Origin of the sequence: Streptomyces sindenensis, from assembly GCF_014649035.1 — a bacterium.
GTDB classification, from domain to species: Bacteria; Actinomycetota; Actinomycetes; order Streptomycetales; family Streptomycetaceae; genus Streptomyces; species Streptomyces sindenensis.
In genome coordinates this window covers 1-19,391 of sequence record NZ_BMSG01000056.1, presented here as the reverse complement: position 1 = coordinate 19,391, position 19,391 = coordinate 1, and the positions used below count along the sequence as shown (strand labels likewise).

General features: G+C 68.0%; 7 protein-coding genes and 4 pseudogenes. 2 read left to right on the top strand and 9 right to left on the bottom strand.

What is annotated here, in order from left to right; all coding sequences use genetic code 11:
* On the bottom strand, positions 1 to 187 hold a 187-nt coding region (locus tag IE145_RS32525), incomplete at its 3' end, for a hypothetical protein (RefSeq protein ID WP_189529021.1).
* 374 nt (positions 188 to 561) lie between these two features.
* On the opposite strand from IE145_RS32525, the pseudogene IE145_RS32520 reads away from it, so the two are divergent.
* Together IE145_RS32520 and IE145_RS32515 are read left to right on the top strand one after the other, a co-directional pair.
* A pseudogene (locus IE145_RS32520) lies at positions 562 to 1,373 on the top strand (DUF5753 domain-containing protein).
* Positions 1,370 to 1,560: pseudogene (locus IE145_RS32515) on the top strand (DUF397 domain-containing protein). Before IE145_RS32520 ends, IE145_RS32515 begins: the two co-directional pseudogenes overlap by 4 nt.
* 114 nt (positions 1,561 to 1,674) lie before the next feature.
* Here the strand turns inward: IE145_RS32515 and IE145_RS32510 are convergent.
* The 8 genes and pseudogenes from IE145_RS32510 to IE145_RS32480 all read right to left on the bottom strand — a co-directional run.
* The gene (locus IE145_RS32510) at positions 1,675 to 2,796 is read right to left on the bottom strand and encodes a hypothetical protein (RefSeq protein WP_189529020.1); all 1,122 of its coding nucleotides are present in this window, start codon (positions 2,794 to 2,796) and stop codon (positions 1,675 to 1,677) included.
* An 83-nt stretch (positions 2,797 to 2,879) separates the two neighbouring features.
* Entirely contained in the window at positions 2,880 to 5,096 is a 2,217-nt protein-coding gene (locus IE145_RS32505) for a competence protein CoiA family protein (protein ID WP_189529019.1), read from the bottom strand.
* Between the two features lie 30 nt (positions 5,097 to 5,126).
* Complete coding sequence (locus IE145_RS32500; protein WP_189529018.1) at positions 5,127 to 6,989, bottom strand: UvrD-helicase domain-containing protein; 1,863 nt, start codon at positions 6,987 to 6,989, stop codon at positions 5,127 to 5,129.
* A complete protein-coding gene (locus IE145_RS32495) occupies positions 6,986 to 8,845 on the bottom strand; it encodes an ATP-dependent nuclease (protein WP_189529017.1) in 1,860 nt (619 codons plus the stop codon). The genes IE145_RS32500 and IE145_RS32495 overlap by 4 nt, the downstream gene beginning before the upstream one ends.
* Before the next feature lie 119 nt (positions 8,846 to 8,964).
* Positions 8,965 to 13,155, bottom strand: coding sequence for an Eco57I restriction-modification methylase domain-containing protein (locus IE145_RS32490; protein ID WP_189529016.1), 4,191 nt, complete (start codon positions 13,153 to 13,155; stop codon positions 8,965 to 8,967).
* Positions 13,155 to 13,616 (bottom strand): annotated as a pseudogene (locus IE145_RS34145) (DUF8741 domain-containing protein); the annotation flags it as partial. The pseudogene IE145_RS34145 and the gene IE145_RS32490, both read right to left, overlap by 1 nt.
* 705 nt (positions 13,617 to 14,321) lie before the next feature.
* Positions 14,322 to 15,785, bottom strand: a pseudogene (locus tag IE145_RS34050) (helicase-related protein); the annotation flags it as partial.
* A 361-nt stretch (positions 15,786 to 16,146) separates the two neighbouring features.
* The coding region (locus IE145_RS32480) for a helicase-related protein (RefSeq protein WP_189529014.1) at positions 16,147 to 19,391 on the bottom strand (3,245 nt) is incomplete at its 5' end.

Sequence of the window (19,391 nt, the reverse complement as noted above, 5' to 3'; positions counted from 1 at the left end):
TCGTCCGTTGCGCTCCACGGCCCATCACCCGATCGGTGGCCAACTCGAAGAAGCTCAGTGAATCGCTCTGCGTCTCTCGGTGTGTGACTTCGGCCGTGCAATGCTGGCTCAGTTCTGGGGATTCCCGGATCTCTTCCGCCAAGAGTTGCAGGTTGGCCGCCCCTCCGCGGTACATCAGCTTGATCATGAGAGGAGCATACGAGGCGTGCGGATGGCGAGTCGGAGGATCGCGAAAGCCGGCGGACGGGCACTGTGGGGCAAAGCTGCCCATCTGGTGCGTCTTCGCAGCGCAGCCTCAGCTGTGACGGGTGACCTTCTGGCATGCCCGCCCCAACCTCCATCTTCACGTGCATTCGAAACCGCGGTGTTCCGGGTTCTGATCGAGTCCGGATGTGGCGCGCCAGGCGAGGTCATTGCCCATCGGGTGAGGTGGCTGGTTGGTGCGGGGCGCTCCTTCAGGACGGACTGCCCAGTTCCGCCCGCACGGTCTGCCGCTGGCGAATAGGGAAGCGTCTCCCAGTGGTCGGCGACCGCGGCGAGCGCGAGGCCGCGCCCGCTGGTGTGGAGGGACGCGTCCGACAGGGCGCTCAGGGCGCTCGCGGGACGGGCCTGCGGCCATCTGTCTCCGCGCGCGTCGGTGACCTCGACGCGAAGGAGACCGGGGGAGGCGTGGCAGACGAGGGTCAGTCGAAAGCTACGACCGGGCAGGCTGCCGTGGAGTACGGCGTTCGACGCAAGCTCCGGGCGACCGGAATCACCGGGGCGCTGCGCAAGGCCGCTCGCCATCTCACCCGAGGCGAGGCGGGACTTGCGGCCTGGTTCCGCCGGTGGGCTCGGCTGGAGCGCGATGCGGTGAGTCTGTGTACGTACGAGTGCCGACTGGTGCCGGGGTTGTTGCAGTCGGAGGCGTATGCGCGGGCGGTGTTCGAGGGCACGATCCCGCTGCGGACCGACGAGGAGCTGGCGGCGCTGCTCACCGCGCGGATGGACCGTCAGCGGATTATGCGGGAACGGCCTACGGTGGCGTTCAGCTTCATTCTGGAGGAGCATGTGTTCCGGCGGCGCTTCGGGGACGCGGAGGCGATGCGCGAGCTGTTCGACCATGTCCTTGAGCGCACCGCTCCGCGTAGTATGACGCTTCAAGTGGTGCCGCTTGAGGCGGGGCTGCACCCGTGCCTGGATGGGCCGGTGCGGATCTTGGAGACCTCTTCGGGGCAGCGGCTCGGCTACTCCGAAGGGCAAGAGAACGGCCGGTTGATCTCGGACCGAAAAGAGGTGAGCCTGCTCTGCCAGCGCATGCAACACTGGGGCTCGCAGGCCCTGAGCCCCAACGAATCGCGGGCCCTGCTGGAGCGCTCCGAGGAGAGCTATGAGCGGCAGTGCGACGGAACTCACCTGGTTCAAGTCCAGCTACAGCGGCAGCCAGGGCGATGACTGCGTCGAGATCGCATCGCAGAACAGGCTGTTCGTGTACGGGATTCCAGGGACGTGAGCCGCCCAACCTTCATTGCCGGCCGTGAGGGCTGGGCACCGTTCGTGCGGTTCGCGTTCGGGCGTTGAGAGACACACCGCGTAGGCGCTGTCGAAGCCATCAGCCTCGGCAACGCCCCTCTACCTTGCGACGGTCTCCTGGCCGTGGCCGTGCTTGTGGGTAGAGGCGTACGGCGATGTCAGTCAGCCTCGATGGCAGCGAACTCGAAGATCCGAAATGACGGCCTTCTCACGTGCGTTAACATCGCCATCCACCGCGGCCACCTGTTCGGCCACGTCAAGGAGGTCGCTCAGATCCCCTGGCTCGGCGTCCAGGCGTTGCCACACCTCGGCGGGGTCGATGTCGACAAGGCGAGCGAGTTGTTTGTCGACGACCTGATGCTGCTCCCGGACCAGCCTCACCAGGTGGCGCATCAACAGTGCCTCATCGTCGGCGATCTTGCGGTTCGCCCTGATGACGAGCCACGCGACCCACAACATCGACTGCGGGTGCCGACTCCGCTTGCTCAGCCCTTCGGCGACTTCGATCACCCGAGCCTCGTTCCGGAAGACGGCTTGCGCGTGCCGCCCCGCGACCAGCGTCGTATAGCGGTTCAGCACCACCGCGAGGGGCACGCCGACCACAGGGATGCCGATCTTGATGACGTTGCGCTGCAGGAGGTACTTCCCGACGAAGGGGAGCCCCTTCGCGGCGGTCAGCACCCCCTTGGAGTAGAAGCGCTTGATCACCGGCCGTACGACGACCGGAACCGCCTTGACCACACCTTCCCGGACCACTTCCCCGCTCTTGATCGTGAAGGCCACTCGTATGAGCTTCCACAGGTCATCGGGGTCGGACAGGTCGAGCGGGACCTGGTAGAGGACTGCGATGTCGTAAGCCAGACGGAGCTGGAGCCGGGTGGTGAACGCGACATCGACCATCAGCGTCGCGACGGCGGCCGGGACGGTGGCCGGCGAGGCCCCGCCGAGGGTCCCGATGGTGGAGGCGACGGCCGCGGTGTAGGCCCCGGCGGAGATCCCGCCTTCGAGCGCGGCGTACCGGGCCGCCATCTTGATCCGCTGGTCGACGATGCCATCCGGGGGTACGCCCTCATACCGCTCCTGGAAGTACTGCCAGTCGACCTTCGCGGTGTAGGAACTCATGGCGTGGGCAGAGAGCTTGGTGAACCAGTTGCCCGACTTGATGTCGTCCGCGCTCAGGCCTTTGACGAACTCGCGAATTTCAGAACGCTCTTGCTCGACAGCCTCCCGGTCGGCATCGGTATCGGCGTCGCCATCACCAGCGTCGATCACGGCTTCGGTCATGGTGGGTTTTCCCAGGTTCGTATCCGTCGGGGCGGCGGTCTCTGTGCGGGCGACGTGTCGTGTGGACGCGTGAGGCGGGGGCGTCACCGTAGTTCGGAGTGACGACGCAGTGCCATGCGCCAGTGCATGAACAGGGCCTCGGGTGGGGGAGCGATCCGGTCCAGGTTGAAAAGGATCTGCTGGTAGAGCGGATGCGGCCGGTCGCCTCCGTGCGCGGTGACCAGGGCGGACAGCGGGGGCCTGTCGTCCGGCGTCTCACGGTCTACCTCGACCAAGACGGCGATCTTGTCGTCCGGGTCGAGGGCTGCGAGGGGAGCCCCGATCCGCAGGGCCAGTTCGCCCCACGTCGTTGTACGCCCTTCGCGCGCGGCCTGCCGCAGCGCGACGCGGACGGTGATGGCATGGCCGCGTATCTGTGACAGCGTGAGGCGCTGGGTCATCCGTTCCAGGTGCCGCTGCCAGCGCTCGATGTCGCCACGTTCCTCCGCCGCCAGATCGTCTCCGACCTCTTCAGCGAGTTCTTCGGCACTCTGGAGAGCACGGCGCAACTGGTCCGGATAGAGGTCGTCTCCGTCGCGGTTGATTGTGTCAATGAGCGCTGCCAGGCGCTCCCAGGTCTCATACAACTCGTTGGCGCGCTGGTCCACCAACCAGTCAGTATGGTCCCGCAGGGTCTCGTGGGCATCCGTCGACAGCGCTGCCCGTTCCGCCAGGAACAGATGCTGTTCGAAGGTGTCGAGGTCACCGGCCTGCCGTGCCTCGTGAGCCACGTCAAGCAGAGCGTCGAAGGCGGCGCGGCGTCCGGCGGCGGAATCGGACCGCTTCCCTCTGACACGGCTCTGTGGCTTGCGGTGGGCTTCCTGATGGGGAACGGATGGCGGGTTCGCCCGGCTACTTCTGCTGTAGGCCGCGTGGACGCGGCCACGCTCGCGGTTCCAGATGTCGAGCAACTCGGTGTTGGAGAACCTCTTCGTCCAGCCGAGTCCGTGCAGTATCTCTTTGAAGAACGGGGCTGGGCCCCCGTCTCGCCCCTTGATGAGGGCTGACAGAACGGGCTTGCCCGGTGTCCGGGGCTGTTCGACCCGGAGGAGGAGCTCCCGCCACCGGTCCCCGGGGAGTATGTGGCCGTGGAGCGACGCCCCCTTGCACAGGGTTGCCATCGTGACGACGTTCTTGCTCCGCGCGGCGTTCTCCAGCGTCCTGCGGAAGGAGGCGACGAGGTCGGCGTCAGGAGGAAGTGACTGCTCCTCGGGCGACGGAGTGTGCGTGTCGGAAGACGGCCCGGCGCTGTCCATGGGCCGGTCGGCAGTGTCGCTCTGGATGCGCTGCAGTGCGCCGGCCTTGATCAGCCATGTGCCATCACTGTCGAGGGAGAGAGTGGCGTCCATGGGCAGGTACGTGTGGTGAACGTCGGGCGAATCCGCACGGGCAGGGAGCGACAGGCGGGCGTTGACGCGTATGGAGATATCGAACCAGCGGTGGGTGTCGGTGGCGTGAGACAGCGTGGCGTCGGTGATGAGGACGGAGGCTGAGGTAAGCGGCAGGCTGGACGGGGGAGGCGCGGGTTCCGCGGGGGCTGCATGGCGCGGAACTATGCCACTCGGTGTGCGCAGGAGACTCGGGGTGACGATACCTTCGGGGGCGAGCGTGCACTCCGAGAGTGAGGTCCACTCCACGGGTCTGTCCGCGAACTGGGTGCCGATTTCCACGGTTCGGATCGCCCCGAGTGATCGGCACTGCACACGAAGGGCGTACCCCTGCCGCTCGACTTGCCAGTTGGCCAGGAGACTGTCAGGCCCGAAGAACCAGTTGAGTTCCGAGTGCCGGACTCGAAGCTCCGCGTCGGCCTCCTCCCACTCCCGCTTCGACCTCCGGGCGAGCTGGACGCGTATGAGCCGGCGTCCAGCCTCGTACGACACGTCGACGACATCGCGAACCTGGTGCCCCTTGGGCTTGTAGACGGGCTGCACCGCCCGCTGCCCCCGCTGCTTCAGCCAGTCGGCGACGGCCCGCCCGATGTAGAGGTGATCGGCGCTGTCCTCACCGGTCTCCGTGCGGCGGCAGTGCACGGGCGGCCGGTGCGCGAAGTGGCACCTCTTGTCCGTGTACCGCTTCGGGGACAGTTTCTTGCCGCAGCCGCCGAGCAGGACGCCGCAATAGAAGTCGTCGCGCGTCCGACCCCGCATGAACCGGTCGAAGTCGTCATGGTCGTACGGCAGGAACACCGGCCAGTCCGACTCGGCCCGGCCGATGACTGCGGTCTGGACCTTGCGCGTGTCTTCTTCCTCTGCGTACGGCACTGGGCTCCTGGTGACGGGGTGGTGGGTTCGTCAGCCGCTCAGTCTCAGCTGCTCTTGCTGAGGCTCACAGAGGGCGCGGAACGGGACGCCTCGCTTGGCGAGGAACCTCGCAATCATCGCCAGGTGGTCGTCTTCCAGCGCCAACGCGAGGAGACGACGGGCGCGTGTCGCGGCTACGTACAGGACCCGAAGGGCCTCGCCGATCTCTCCGGGTACCACGCGGTCAGGGCCTTCCGCCCAGGCTTTGACGAGGTCTGTCGAACGGCTGTCCTCCGGGGTGGCAGCCGGGATGACGACCAGCACCGCGTCTGCCTGATCGCCTTTCACGCCATGAACGGTACTGGCCCGCCCGACGGAGACGTGGGGAGACGAGGGCGCTCCGAAGCCCACGATCTGCCATGCTGCTTTGCCATGCTTCTTGCAGGGATAGGCGCGCTGGACCTGGGGCACGAGACCGAGCAGGCTGGCCTTTGCTGTGAGGACACTGTGTGCCGCCCGACTCCATTCGGCTGCCGGCATGTCCAGCGGAGGCAGCGCGCGAAGGACTGACTGCTCGGCTACGTGCAGTTCCAGTGGACTGAGTCCTTGATGAGCAAGGTTGACAGGCTCAGGGGTGTCGGGCTGGCCGTACCAGTGCCGCAGAACGGCTTCGCGTAGCACCTTGTGGGCGCGTTCCTGGTGCCTGGTCGACGCACCTGGTGAACGCAGGACGGCTGTAGCCCAAATGAGTCGGCCCAACTGGTCCGAGGGGGGAACTCGTGTTCCGGTGAGGCCTTTGGGCAGTGTCGAGTTACCGTGTGCGACCACAAGGCATTGACTCTGAGGGATGGCGAGTTGCTCTGCCGCCGCACCGAAGTCTCCCAGCCACTCGACGTCCTTCCGCCCTGTGGTAGGAAGGAGCGAGATCGGTGTTGCCTCGGCGTGATAGGGGCCTACCGCGGTGTCGCAAGGAGAGTTGGACGTGCGCAGCGTGTGCGCAAGGTCGCAAATAACCTGTGTGCTACGCCAGTTATGCGTCAGCCGGTGATCTGGAGCCGTACTGCTGAGCGGCTTGGGTACGGCAGTCGTGAGCGAGACCAAGTTCCTGAAACCGTAGATGCTTTGGTCCGGATCGCCGACAAGTAGCAGGGGTATGTCGAGCTCACGCAGCATGTCGACGATCCGCAAGTCCTCATCGGAGCAGTCCTGGGACTCGTCGATGACGACTTCACGGAAGCGGGTGAGCAGCACCCGCGCGATGCGCTTGCGGCGCTCGGGATCGGACAGGAGGTTAAGTGCCATGTCGCGCAGCTGGTCCCCCGACAGATAGCCCTGACTCCACAGGCGCTGCATCGCATACGCTGCCCACAGAGTCAGCTTCTGCCGGCCCTCCTCATCGCGCCGGAACCGGTGGGGGAGTCGGCGGATGATCGGTTGCGGGTCCGAGGTGCGAACGATGCCTCTGCCGTACGAGAAGCTGAAGTCGTCCAGAGAAGCACCGTCCCTGCGAGCCTGCGGGTGATCGCTCCACTCCTCCAAGCGCTGCCATGTCTTGCCGGGTTTGGGCAGCAGGTAGGGGCGGAGAAGATGCCGCCAGACGAACGCGTCGAAAGTGCCTATGAAGTGGGGGAACTGGGCAAGCTCAGGGCGCCCTTCATCAAGGCACCGCTTCCTGATCTCGCGGCCCGCGACCTTGGTGAAGGAGACCAGCGCCCGGCCCTGACGCGGCCCAGTCGGGCTGGCCAGATGACGTTCGACGATGGTACGGGTCTTTCCCGCGCCAGGGCACGCCTCGGCGCGGACGATGCGGCCGGGGCTGGTTTCCATGTTCACCAGTACGCGTTGAGCAGCGGCGGCTTCAGCGCGCAGAACGGCGATGGTGTCGGTGGCGGCGCTGGGATCACGAGGGGTCATGACACCTCCTCAGTGACCCACATGAGAGCGTCCTTCAGGTACTGGGGCACCGCCATCGGGGTGGCCTCGCGCGGCCGCTCAGCAGCCACTGCCAGAATGTCCTGCGCGAGGTCGCCCTTGCGGATCAGTTTCCGCCCGTTGATCAACTCGGCCAGGGCCTTAGCCTGCTGGCCAGGCGAGCCGGCACCCACGGCCTTCCAGTGCTCTTCCCAAGCGATCGGCTTCTGCCGCTTCCAGGCATCCAGCACGATCTCGCGGTTGGGGCCGCCCGCACGCAGGAGTTCCGGCTCCAGCGTGAACTCGTTACGGAAGACACGGGCCAAATTGTCGGAGGCCGTCGCTGCAATCATCTGCTCGAGCTCCGAGATGCGCTTCTCTGCGGCCTTCGCGGCTCCTGTCCCGGCATCACCGTCAGTGATGACAGCGACGCGTCGGGCTATCCGGAACTGACTCGCGCTGTCGACGGTCAAGAGGGTGCGGATGTACGGCATGAAGTCAACGCCGTCGATCGGAACGAGCGCGGTGCCGAGGAACCGTTGAAGCTGTTCCCGGCTGAGTGTGAGTCGTGCGAACTCAGGAAGGAGCAGGGCTTCGGCCAGACCTTCGACGAGGAGAACACGTTGTCCGAACAGGAATGTGTTGCGCGTGGCGGTGAGATAGCTACGGAGCTTGATGTGGTCGTCCTTGCCCAGCGGCAACCTGTCGACCGCGACGGCGGTGGTTTCGTACGAGGTGCTACGCGTAGACCCTTCGATGGCAGCAGCACTGGGACGCTTTGGCCTGCGCTGAAGTACAACGAGATTCTTGGGCGCGACCGCGGTGGCGACGTGCGGTGAATGCGTGGTGACAATCACCTGGATCTGGCCGCGCCACGGGCTCTTGGAGTCCGCTTGGCGCCTGCTCTCCTGGGCTTCCTCCACGAGGTAGTTGAGGAGGATGGACTGAAGTTGCGGATGCAGGTGTGCTTCCGGTTCTTCGACCAGGAGAAGGGTGAGGTCGGCTTCCGCCGCATCTTGGAGCTGCGTCAACACTGTGGCCATGAACAGCAAGTTCGCGTAGCCGAGCCCTGATTCGGCCAGGTCGCGGGGGTCGAGTCCGGCCTGCTCCATGCGCAGTCGCAACCCCCGTGCGATGGAACTGACAGAGGCGTCGGCGAACCCCAGGTCGACCGACTGAGGTAGAGCTCCCTCAGTGAGCCGGGCGAGACGGTTGCCGACGGAGTCCAGGGCATCGGGCAGCGGCGAGATCTTGCCGACCTCCTCGAACTGCTTGCCGACCTTGCGGAGGAATTCCTTGCGGTCCGCGTCGTCCTTGAGCAGTCTCTCGACGACAAGCTGGATGCGGCCACCGCTGCTGGATGCAAGTTCGCGCTGGGCATCCCGCAGCGGGGGCAGGTAGAGGTGACGGATTCCCTCCCGGGCTCTGGGCTCGGGGTCGAGGTCGGCGGTCGCACCCTCACCTGCCCGCCACGACAGGGTGGCGCGCCGGAAGCCCTCCGGCGGGGGAGTGATAGTGAGGTGGTAGCTCGCCGTTTCTCCGTCCCGCTCGAAGGCTTGACTGAACATGTCCAGATCGCCGGGTGATCGCGATCTGTACCGGGCGGACAACTCGATGGTGCTGCGGCACCCTTCAGCATGCCCGTCTTCGGGGCAACCGTCCCGGTGGAGATCGTCGCGGTCCGGGTAGAGACCGCTGCCCTTGCCGTCGAGGGGAGGCGTCAGCAAGCGGATGGCATCCATCACGTTGGACTTGCCGGCGTTGTTCTCGCCGACGATGACCGTGACGTCGGGTTGGAAGGAGACTGTGGTGTCGGCGGCTGAGCGGAATCCTTGCAGACGGAGCTGATCGAGGTACATGGATGGGTCTCCGGTGCGGGGTGAGGCGTGGTACGCACGAGCAGAGATGCGCCGCTTCTGGCCCCTGCCGGTTGGCAGGGGCCGGGCGCTGGGAATAGCCGGCCCTCGACCTGACGTGGTCAGGCGGAATGGCGGGGGCCCTGCCCGGGGGGCGGGGTGAGGGTGGAGCGGTAGGTGCCGGACTCGCTCTCGGTGAGGGGGGTCTCCAGGGTGAGGCCGGCGGTGGCCATGCGGTCGTACTCAGCGAGGACGAGCCGCTTGGTGCGGTACTCGCCGAACTTGGCGATCTCGTTGTTCTTCAGGCCGCCCGAGGCGGTCTGGAAGGACTCCAGGATGTAGTCGGTGTCCTCGCGGGAAATTCCATAGAGGTGGAAGAAGTACGCGTCCAGCTCGGCGCGCAGCTGGGCGCGGCGGTCCTCGTCCCACTGGAACGGCTCGCCCTCGTCGCCCAGATCGCGGGCGAGCGGGGTCATGTCATAGGCGGTGTAGACGAGTTCGAGCACGCGGGGGAGGAGGAAGGGGAGGTGGGGCTCGAGGGTGGACGGGGTGGGAACGGGGAGTTGCTTCCAGGCGTAGAGCTTCATGTGAGCGCCATTGATCTTCTGGCGGCTCACGAAGTCAAAGACCAGTGATGACTGAGTGGCGATCAGTGCGGATACCAGAGGTGGGGAGACTCTGGGCATCATGAGTGGAAAGGTCTCGACGACTGCGGTTCTAGGAAGGAAGGCCGGAATCGAGGTGCGCGCGTTCGTTGAGGCGGTGACGTCGCACCACCCGCAGAGCCAGTCGCGATCCCACTTCTCTTCGGCGAGGCGTAGTTCCACCCCGTTGACCTGAGCATCCTTGTTGTTACGCCGAGTGGAGATCTTCCCGTCCCGCTGAATCCAGTTGAGCGGCAACGCAGGGCGTGCGGGATCCTGTAGTTCTTCGGCGGTCAGGTAGCTGGGCTGGTTTTGACGGTTGACCGCCGTCTGGCTCTTGACTACGTCAGCGGCACGGTGGTTGAAGAAATCCGCCATCTTGGCCTCATAGAGCGGCAGCATTCGCTCTCCGCCCCGCTCGAAGACGTTGCCGCGCAGCTCCCACCCCTCGGCCTCAAGTCGTTCGCGATCACGAAATAGGTCGGAGTCGTCCGTTGTGTGGAAAAAGGTTGCTTTGAAAGCTACCTGCCAGGGATTCCTGTCGCGCCGCCTTTCTTCGCGCAACACAGGGATTCGCCGGTACACGCCTGCCGTGATGTCCGCGTCTCGCTGTGTGCGGAACACTGGGAGCGTGCCAGTGTTCGGGTTGATCCGCGCCAAGTCTTCCGGGTCCAGGGCGAAGACACGGTTGGGGTCCTCCAGATCCGTGGTGTCGGATAGGAAGAAGCCGACGCGGCTGGCATCCGCCTGAATGGTCCGGCCGGTGAGCGAGAACAGACAGAACTTGTAGCGCGAGTCAACGCTTTCGAACCACTTGCCGCCCTTGGGCAGCGCAGACGACTTCGGGCGACGGTTCTCGAAGTCGTACAGCGATGCCAGAACCCCTCGCTGGGTGAAGTCCGAGAACAAATACTGGGACCCCGCGCCCGTCGCGATGACAGTCGGCAGGATCAGGCCGAACCGCCCTTCGGGTGCGACCACGTTCGCCATCCGCTCGGCGAAGAGCTGGTCCGTCTGGAGCATGGTGACGCCTTTGACCGTCAGCCCCTTCGCACACAACGGGAACACTCCCGAGTCCCCCGCGAAGTGGAACGTCCCCTTGACCGCGCGCCGCGCCCCCCGGTACCGCCTTCCGGCCTCCGGATTCTCTTGCTCCCACTCACTGATGCGGGTGCGGCGGGCGGTACCGGAGATCTCCGCGATCTCGGGGGCGACCACGCTGAAGTACTTCTTGTCTTCGAAGTCGACCTTGTCCCAAGGTGGGTTGCCCACGACACACGAGAACCCGCCCGCCCAGCCGGTGCCCGGGGCAATCGCCTCGGACACTCTTCCGGCCTCGGCCAGAGCGGGATCCTCCGGCACGTGGAAGACTTCCGGGAACTCCAGGTGCCAGTGGAAGAAGGCGTACTGGTCGCGCAGGCGCACGATCTCGTCATGGGTCGCCTGTGATGCCGCGTCGCCCTCTGGGTCCTCCAGACCCCGGAACACCTTGTGCGTGATGGCCGGCGGCGCGTCCTCACGCTTGACCCAGACGAACGCCGCGCACCACGCGTCCGCCAGGTGCAGGGCGCGCAGGTAGTCGGCCGACGTCGACCAGTCGCGGTAGGCGGCTTCCTTGCGTCGGACGTCGGCAAGGTTGTCGGCCGGGGTCGCGGTGATCCTGCGCAGCCCGCGGGCGAAAGAGGAGTTGGCGACCTTCGTTTCCGCCTCAATCTCGAACAGACCTCCCTGACCCTCGCGTTCGTGGGCGTTGCGGACGAGCAGCGACCGCGCCCAGGGCTCGTCGTCGCCCTCGGCCCTCTTGAATGCCCTGTCCGGGATGCCGTCCCGCATCAGGGCCGGGGTTGCCCCGATCAGGCCATTGCCGTGCTTGATGTGCGCGTCCAGGAAGCTGAGGGGCTTACCGGGCTCCATGGCCTCCAGCCACAGGGACACCTTGGCCAGCTCGACCGCCATGGGGTTGAGGTCCACGCCGTACACACAGCATTCGACGACCTCGTGGAGGGCGTGGCGCACGGCCTCGACCGTGGGCTGGGGGTTGCGCTCGCGGACGGCCGCGACGCGCTTGGCGATACGGCGGGCCGCCGCCACCAGGAAGTGGCCCGACCCGCAGGCGGGGTCGCAGACCGTGAGGGAGAGTAGTTCCTCGACGATCGTGTCGGCAGGATCCGGGCGGCCGTTGGCGCTCGCGTTCTGTTCCCCGCGCTTCACAGCGTCGTCTATCACCGGGTTGAGCGTCGAGTCGAGGAGGGCCTCGGTGAGCGCGGTCGGGGTGTAGTAACTGCCCGTCTTCTTACGGTCATTGCCGATGCGGTCGACAAGTTCGAAGGTGCGGTCAGCGGCGCTGTGCTTGGGCACCAGCTCCAGCAGGGCCTCGTACACCGAGCCGAGTTCCTCGGCGCCCATGCGCTGGTAGTCGACGGGACGCCAGCGGGCGGAGCCCGCGTCGCGCACGCGGGCCAAGTGCTTGACGGCCTCGAAAAGGTGGCGGTTGGCCAGCCGTGCACCGCACAGAGGCTGGTCGGCGGGGGTGTCGTTGAAGAGACCGCCGAGTCCCTTAAGGCCCAGCTCGGGGCGGCCCTCTTCTGAGCCCAGGGCCTTGATTAGCAGTTCCAGGGCGCGGTACCGGTCATCGTGGGCGGTGCCCAGGCGGCGCAGGGCGTGGCGGCGGAGGCGGGCTGTGGAGAAGTAGCGGGTGAAGCGGTCGCGGGTCTGCCCGTCCGCCTCGGGGTTCAGCAGGGCGCCCCGGTCCTCGGCGACGAAGAGGAAGATCATGCGGTAGACGAGCCGCAGCAGCGCCGTCTGGAAGGTGTGGGCGTCCAGGTGTTCGCGGAGCTTGTTGTTGTGCGGGTGGCTCAGGAACCCGGTGCCGAGGACGGTGAGCGCCGCTTGGACGCCGTCGCGGAAGTGTTCGAGCGCCCGGCTGCCGGACTCGATGGCGACCTTGCGCCACTTCTCTAGCCAACACCCCGAAGCCGCTGTCCCCTCCGGCACCATGAACCGGGATGCGTGCAGTACGCAGTACAGCAGCACGAACTCGCTGAACAGCTCGCCGTCGAAGATGGCTTCGAGGTCGAACTCGACGTAGGCCGCAGTCGCGAAGGACGAGGAGTCGCGCAGCAGGCGCAGGCGGCGGCCGTTGGTGAGGACCGCCCACAGGTGGGCCTCGGTGCGGTTGAGGCAGTCCTGGAGCATCGATTGCGCGGGGACTTGCCCAGCCGCCGGGCGCTTGTCCAGCTCCTGGTTCCAGGGGATGAGGTGGACGAGGGCCGGGCCGTGCCGGTGGGAGACCGCGAAGCGCTTGTCCGGGTCGGAGTCGGCCGAAATGCCCGCCGCGCCGACCTCCGTCAGCGCACCGAAGTCCAGCTTGCGGAAGAGTTGGGCGAGCCAGTCGGTGCCGGTCCGGCCGGTGGGGTCGGCGGCGGGTGCGCCGGTGGCGGGGTCGGAGGGCAGGGCGGCGCGCAGGTCGCGCCAGAGCGGCTTGAGGTACTCCCAGGCGCGTTCGGCCTCATCGCGCACGGGCACTGAGGCGGGCAGGCCGTAGTCGGCGGGCTTGGTGCCCGGCAGGTTCCGCGCCTCGGCGATGCGCAGCAGCATGTCGGCGGGGAGCAGGCCGCCGACCGTGGTGACGGCGGTGAAGGCCAGGGCGGTGCGGGTGGCGGTGGACATCAGGCTTCGGCTCCCGACGAGATGGAAACGGGCTGCTGCGGCAGATAGACGTACACACCGAGGACGTCGGCGGGTTCCTGCGGGACGACCTTCAGGCCGCGGACGATCTCCTCGTTGGCCTTGCGGACCCGGCGGTGCGAGGCATCGAGTTCGGCGGCCAGGCTCTTGCCGTACTCGGTGAGGTGCGCGGACAGGTCCGGCAGGCCGTCCAGGGTGCGGGTGATGTGGTTGCGGGCCGACTGCTCGTGTGTGTTGGTGGTGGCGCGGGCTGCGAGGAGGGCAGTGGCCGCGTCGGCGTCCAGCCAACGGGCCCGTGACGGCATGCCCTCGTAGGCGAGCAGACGGGCGTCCTCGGCGACCACCTGTCGCTCGCCTGTGCGGGACGGCAGGGTGAGGTGGAAGCGATAGCGGACCAGGAGGAGCGTGGTGCGGGTGGTGACTGCGTCCGTGGTGACCACACCGCAGCGGCGGGCCGGGCGGGGGCCGAGAGCGTCCACGTCCAACGCCGAGTCCAGGACGTACGAGGCGATGGCCCCGATCGCCGAGTCGGTGCGGATCAGCGCGGCCTCGCCGCGGGCGATCGCCGGAGTGCTGCGGAACGGGATCTCGCGGTCCTGCTCGACGAGCCGGTTGCCGAGCGTGGCGGCGAGCGCGTCCCGCAGGCCGGCCGGGGTGCCACCGACCTGGGCGGTGAAGTCGCCGCTGCCGTCGCGCGGGTCGCGGACCAGCGCGTCCAGGTCGCGCAGCGCCTCCAGGGCGAAGTCGCGGACCTCCTCTGCGCCGCCGAGCGCGGCCCGTACGGCGGCGACCTCGCGGGCCACCTCCTCCGGGTGGATGGCGCGCTGGGCGTACTTGGAGCGGGAGGTCTTCTCCCGCTCGGCGGCCGAGTTCCACTCGCGTTCGATGCGGTCGAAGGACTCCTGGTGGGCGTCCATTTCGAACAGGCTCTCCTGGCTGCCCTGCCGGCCGTGCAGCAGCAGCCACTCCACGACGGCATCGGTGACGCCGGAGGCGGTCTCGTCGGGGACGGAGACGGAGATACCCAGGTCCTTCTTGATCTGCCGGTGCTTCTTGAACAGCACCTCCAAGACCTTGCCGTCGATGCCGTTGTCCTCGCCGTACATGGTGACGACGCGGACCTGGTCGCGCTTCTGGCCGTAGCGGTCGACGCGGCCCTCGCGCTGGTCGTGGCGGGTCGGGTTCCAGGCCAGGTCGTAGTGGACGACGGCGTCGAAGTGGTGCTGGAGGTTGACGCCCTCGGAGAGGCAGTCGGTGGCGATCAGCACGCGGTGGACGGCCGGGTCGCCGGCCTCCTCGGCGGCGGCCTCGGCGGCGAGCTGCTCGATGCGTTCCAGGCGCTGCTGCGGGGAGAGGGTGCCGGTCACGGCGGCGATCTTCGTCTTCTTGCCCAGCTTGCCGTCGAGCTGCTCGGCCAGGTACTCGGCCGTGGGGATGTAGCGGCAGAAGACGATCGGGTGGTAGCCGTCGGCAATCAGACTCTTCAGATGGCGGGTGAGCGCCTTCAGCTTCGCGTCCTCGGCCGGGCCGACGAGCTGCGCGGCCCGCTCGGCGAGTTCCAGCAGCCGGGCACCGGCATCCTCCGTCTCGGCAGCGCCCGGCGCGACGTCCATGCCTTCCAGCCGGTCGTTGTCCGCGGAGTCGGCTGCCACCGGGGCGCCCAGGACGTCTGCTTCGTGCGCCGTGCGGGCGGCGGCGGACTCGGAGCGGGTCTTCAGGGTCTGCGCAGCGGCCGCTGGCGAGGACACCATCGAGCGAAGCAGCGCGATTACCGACCACCATGCGATACGGGCCTCCCGCTTGCCCTGCTCGCCGGCCGCCTCGACGCGGTCCCTGGCGTAGGCGATGGCGTCGTCGAGCAGAGCCCGGTAGGCCGGGGTCAGCTTGTACGGCTCGTCCTTCGTCCAGCGGTCGGAGGGGAAAGCAGTCCGCTCGGCCAGGGAGTCGTCGGCGAGGCCGTCCTCCTTGGTGAGGTAGTCGCGGACATCGGCGCGCTTCCGGGCCACGAAGTGCTCGGCGAGCTTCGCCCGCCCTGCCGGGGCTTCCAGGTTCACAGTCGCCAGTTCGGGGCGCACCAGGCCAAGCAGATTACGGAACGCCGACTCCTTGCCGGAGTGCGGCGTCGCGGTCAGCAGCAGCAGGTGACGGTCGGCGTCGGCGGAGATCCTCCGCAGCAGCTCGTAGCGGAGCTGGTTAGAGGAGGACGACGCGGCACCCTGCGCGGTGTCATCTGCGGCCACACACGTGTGGGCCTCGTCGACGATCACGAGGTCGGGGCAGTGCCGTACGAAGTCCTCACGGTGACGGGTCGACTTGATGAAGTCCGTCGAGATGATCGTGAACGGGTGCTTGTCGAACAGGGACTGGCCCAGCTCCAGACCGCGCTCCAAGCGCGACACCGTGGAGGCCAGCACCAGCTCGGCGTCGATGCCGAACTTCTCCCGCAGCTCGCCTTGCCACTGCTCGGCTAGCGCCGGGGAGCACAGCACGGCCAGCCGGGTCGCCTCGCCCTGCGCGAGGAGCTCCTTGGCGATCAGACCCGCCTCGACCGTCTTGCCGATACCGACATCGTCCGAGATCAACAGCCGCACATTGCGCTGCCGCAACGCCATCAGCAGCGGCACCAGCTGGTAAGCGCGGGGTTCCACAGCGATCGACGCCAGGGAGCGGAACGGGCCGGCACCCGACCGGAACCCGATGCGCAGTGCCGTACGCAGCAGGCCGGCGGCGCGCTGGTCGCCCAGGTCGGCCGGGCTCGGCGCCGCGAACTCGGCGGGGCGTACGTCCTCGAAGGCGGGGAAAACGGCCGCGACGTCGTCCTCGCCACCGCCCAGCGGGCGCAGCACCAGCATGTCGGGGGCGCTCTCGGGCAGGACCACCCATTCCCGGCCGCGGGCGGCGACCAAGGAGCCGGCTGTGTACGTGAGGCTCATGAGATGTCTCAGTCCTAAAGGTCGGGAGCCGGTGAGGCGATCAACGGAGGTGGAAGTAGGCGGCGTTGTTGTCCGTGATGGTGTCCCAGTTCGCGTCCGTCGGGAAGCGCAGGACGTCCCAGCCTGCGTCCTCCAGGCGGTACCCGGCCTCGACGTCGCGGGTGGAGTCGGCCGCGCGGTCGGGGAGATCGACGAACACGGCCAGGTTGGCACCGTCTAGGCGAAACACCAGATCGGGGCGCGCCCCCGCCTCCTGCACGAGGACGTTGACCTCGTCCGGCAGCCGGTAGCCCTTCGCCCGCAGCCAGCCGAGCAGATCGCCTCGCGCGACGAGGGCCGCCAGATCCGCCTCCACCGGGGTCAGTGAGACGCTCTCAGAGGCGGCGTCCCCGCTGCTGACTGCGGGAGCAAGCCGGCGGAACTGTTCGCTGCGGGACTCGCCGCGGTCCTCCCGCTCGGTGCGGGCATTGGCCAGCCGCACCAGCAGCGGGTGAGCGGCGTGCCGGCTCAGCTGGCGATGGTGCGCCTGGTTGGCGTAGGTCAGCAGGCAGGCGTAGCAGCCGCGGGCACACTTCTCGTTGTCCGTCGGTCCGCCCTGGTCCTCGCCGGTGTCCGGGTCGAAGTGGCAGATCTCCAGGGCGGTGCGGGCAGCCCTGGCGAGGGCGTCCTTGTCGTGCTGGATCCGGCGCAGCACACCGGCGCCGCCCTCGGCGGCCTCCGTGAACAGCATGTGGCGGCGCGGGCCGTCGTCCGGGGGCAACAGCTCCGCGGTCAGCTCGGAATCCTCCAGCTCGAACGCGGCCTCGATGCCCCGCTCCAGCGCGTACAGGAACGACAGGGCCACCGGCTCGGGCTGCGGCTCGTCCAGGGTGACCACAAGGATGTTTCGGCGGTCCTCCACGTAGGGCAGGACCCGCTTCTTGCGACGCTTCTCGTTGCCGTCCTCGTCGACCACCGGCATCCCGGTGCCCTCGATGGCGTCCGCGGCGGCCCGGTCGTTGAGCCAGCGGCCGTCGCCCAGATCCAGCCAGTAGCCGTCCGGCTCGCCCTCCTTGTCCCGGACGCGGCCGAGGTTGGTGATCCGGACGGTCGCCGAATCGCCGTAGTCCAGGTCCAGGACGGGCGCGCCTTCGGCGTCCGTGACGTGCGAGGTGAGCCGTCCCTTGCGGGCGCCGTGGCCCACGAAGGCGTACGAGGTCTCCAGGCGGAAACCGGCCCGGCGGCGCTCCTCTTCGTCGGAGGAGATCCGCTCGCGCGGGGTGGTGTACACGGTGTGCAGATGGAGCAGGCCGGTGCGCTTGCTCCTCAGCTCCTCGTGGCACATCGTGCACGTGTCCACGCCGGGCTTGACGGCGTAGTGGTAGCCGCAGCCGTCGCAGCGCCGCGCCTCTGCCGTGGCCAGGTCGCCCGAGGCGTCCGGCGGCAGCTGCACGCGGGTGACCTGGTAGCGGGCACCCTCGTGGTAGATGAGCGCGCCGGGGCCGAACTCCCGGATCGCGAGGAACCGGGGACGCTGCAGATAGTCGCCGTCGGCGTTGCGGCGGTTGCCGGAGCGCGGGATGTACGCGGCCAGGGGAAGCCGCGGGAAGCTGTAGCCGGGCAGGAAGCCCTCGGACGCGAGGTAGCGGTACGGGTTGAAGTCGCTCATCACCGACTTGCTGTCCGACGAGCGGTTGAGCAGCAGGTTCGTCTGCGTCTCCGCCTCGCGGCGGCGGGTGCGCGCCCGGCCCTGCTCACCCTGCGAGAGGGTGTGGTCGACGACCCGCTTGTTCTGCTCGTACTGGTCGACGACGGCCGCCCGGAACAGCTCGCGCCAGCGGTCGAAGGAGTCGTCGAACCGCTGCGGGGCGCGCTCGATCCGGTCCTCGATCCACTCGTCGTACCACCAGGTGGTGTCCGCGAAGTCCCCGATCAGCGGGGCGAGGACGGTACGGGCCGCGGCGACCGCACGCCGGCGGGCGCCCTCGTCCAGGGACAGGTCGCGGATGTGGGGGAGGAGCGGCAGCGGCATCTGCGGGTCGGGGCGGTCGCTGCCGTCGGGGTCGTAGGCCACGTCGACGACGTCCGGGATCGCGACGCCCAGCTTCATCCCCGTCTCCGCGAGCCAGATGCCCTGGATATGGGACCGGACCAGGTCCTCGTTGGCGAGGTCCAGACGCGGCGGCGCCACCTGCCCGGCCACCATGTCTTGGGAGCGCCGGAAGTAGTACTGGTCGTGGCTGTTGCCCGTCGCGCAGTACGTGGTTACCAGGGCGGGCTGACCGGAACGGCCCGCCCGGCCCGAGCGCTGCGCGTAGTTCGCCGGGGTCGGCGGCACATTGCGCATCATCACGGCGTTGAGCGAGGAGATGTCGACACCCAGCTCCATCGTCGGCGAGCAGTACAGCAGCGGCAGCTCCGCTGTGCGGAACCGGCCCTCCCGCTCCAGCCGGTCCTCCGGGGTGACCTGCGCCGTGTGCTCCCGGGCGAACAGGCCGGCCAGCTCGGCCGCCGCCGTCCGGTACAGGTCGCGGAAGAACGGGTTGACGCGCGGGCCCTCCCCGCTGCTGTACGTGCGGGCCAGCGGGTCGATCGCGCCCCGCTCACCGCTGCCGGCATGCCAGATCAGGGCGGCGGCCGACACCCGGTAGCCGGTGCGCTTTTCGGCCGCCCGACGGCGGTAGGCGGGGCCGGCGTGCTCGGGGGCCGCCTCCACCTCGCGCACCAGCTCGGCGTCGAGCAGCACCTTCAGGAGGTCCTCGATGACGACCTGGACGTCGTCTAGCGGCAGGGTACGCAGTTCGGGCATGTTCCGCCGGAGGTACTTGCCGAACTTGCCGCGGGCCGACAGGAACAGTGCGGAGCGCTCCATGCCGGGCTTCGAACCGTACGGGTAGGCGGTGCCGACGGCGGGCCGGTCGCTCTCGCTCAGGACCCACGGCCCGGTGAGGCGCTCCTCGCTCGCCCGCAGCAGCGTGTCGAAGTCGTCGCGGAAGTACTGCACGTCGATGGCGAGGGCACGCCGCATGTAGTCGAGCAGCGTACGAGCGACCTCCTCGCGCAGCGCGGGGTCGGCCTCGCGCAGGACGGCGTGCGCGGCCTGCCAGCGGTCCGGCTGAGCGGCGATCCAGCCGAGGTCCTCGTAGTCGATCCGCAGCAGGCCCGTCTGCTCCAGGTTCGGCATCGTGATGCGCCACCCGCGCTCCAGGTCCCGGTAGAGCCGGTAGCCCACGACATCGCGGAAGGCCTTACTGATCGTTTCAGAATGCCGCCCGAAGCCGTCGGAGACAGATGATGCTGCAGGCA

Coding starts and splice junctions, on each gene's coding strand:
- IE145_RS32490 (WP_189529016.1), bottom strand. CDS start 13,155: ATGTCCACCGCCACCCGCACCGCCCTGGCCTTCACCGCCGTCACCACG.
- IE145_RS32510 (WP_189529020.1), bottom strand. CDS start 2,796: ATGACCGAAGCCGTGATCGACGCTGGTGATGGCGACGCCGATACCGAT.
- IE145_RS32500 (WP_189529018.1), bottom strand. CDS start 6,989: ATGACCCCTCGTGATCCCAGCGCCGCCACCGACACCATCGCCGTTCTG.
- IE145_RS32495 (WP_189529017.1), bottom strand. CDS start 8,845: ATGTACCTCGATCAGCTCCGTCTGCAAGGATTCCGCTCAGCCGCCGAC.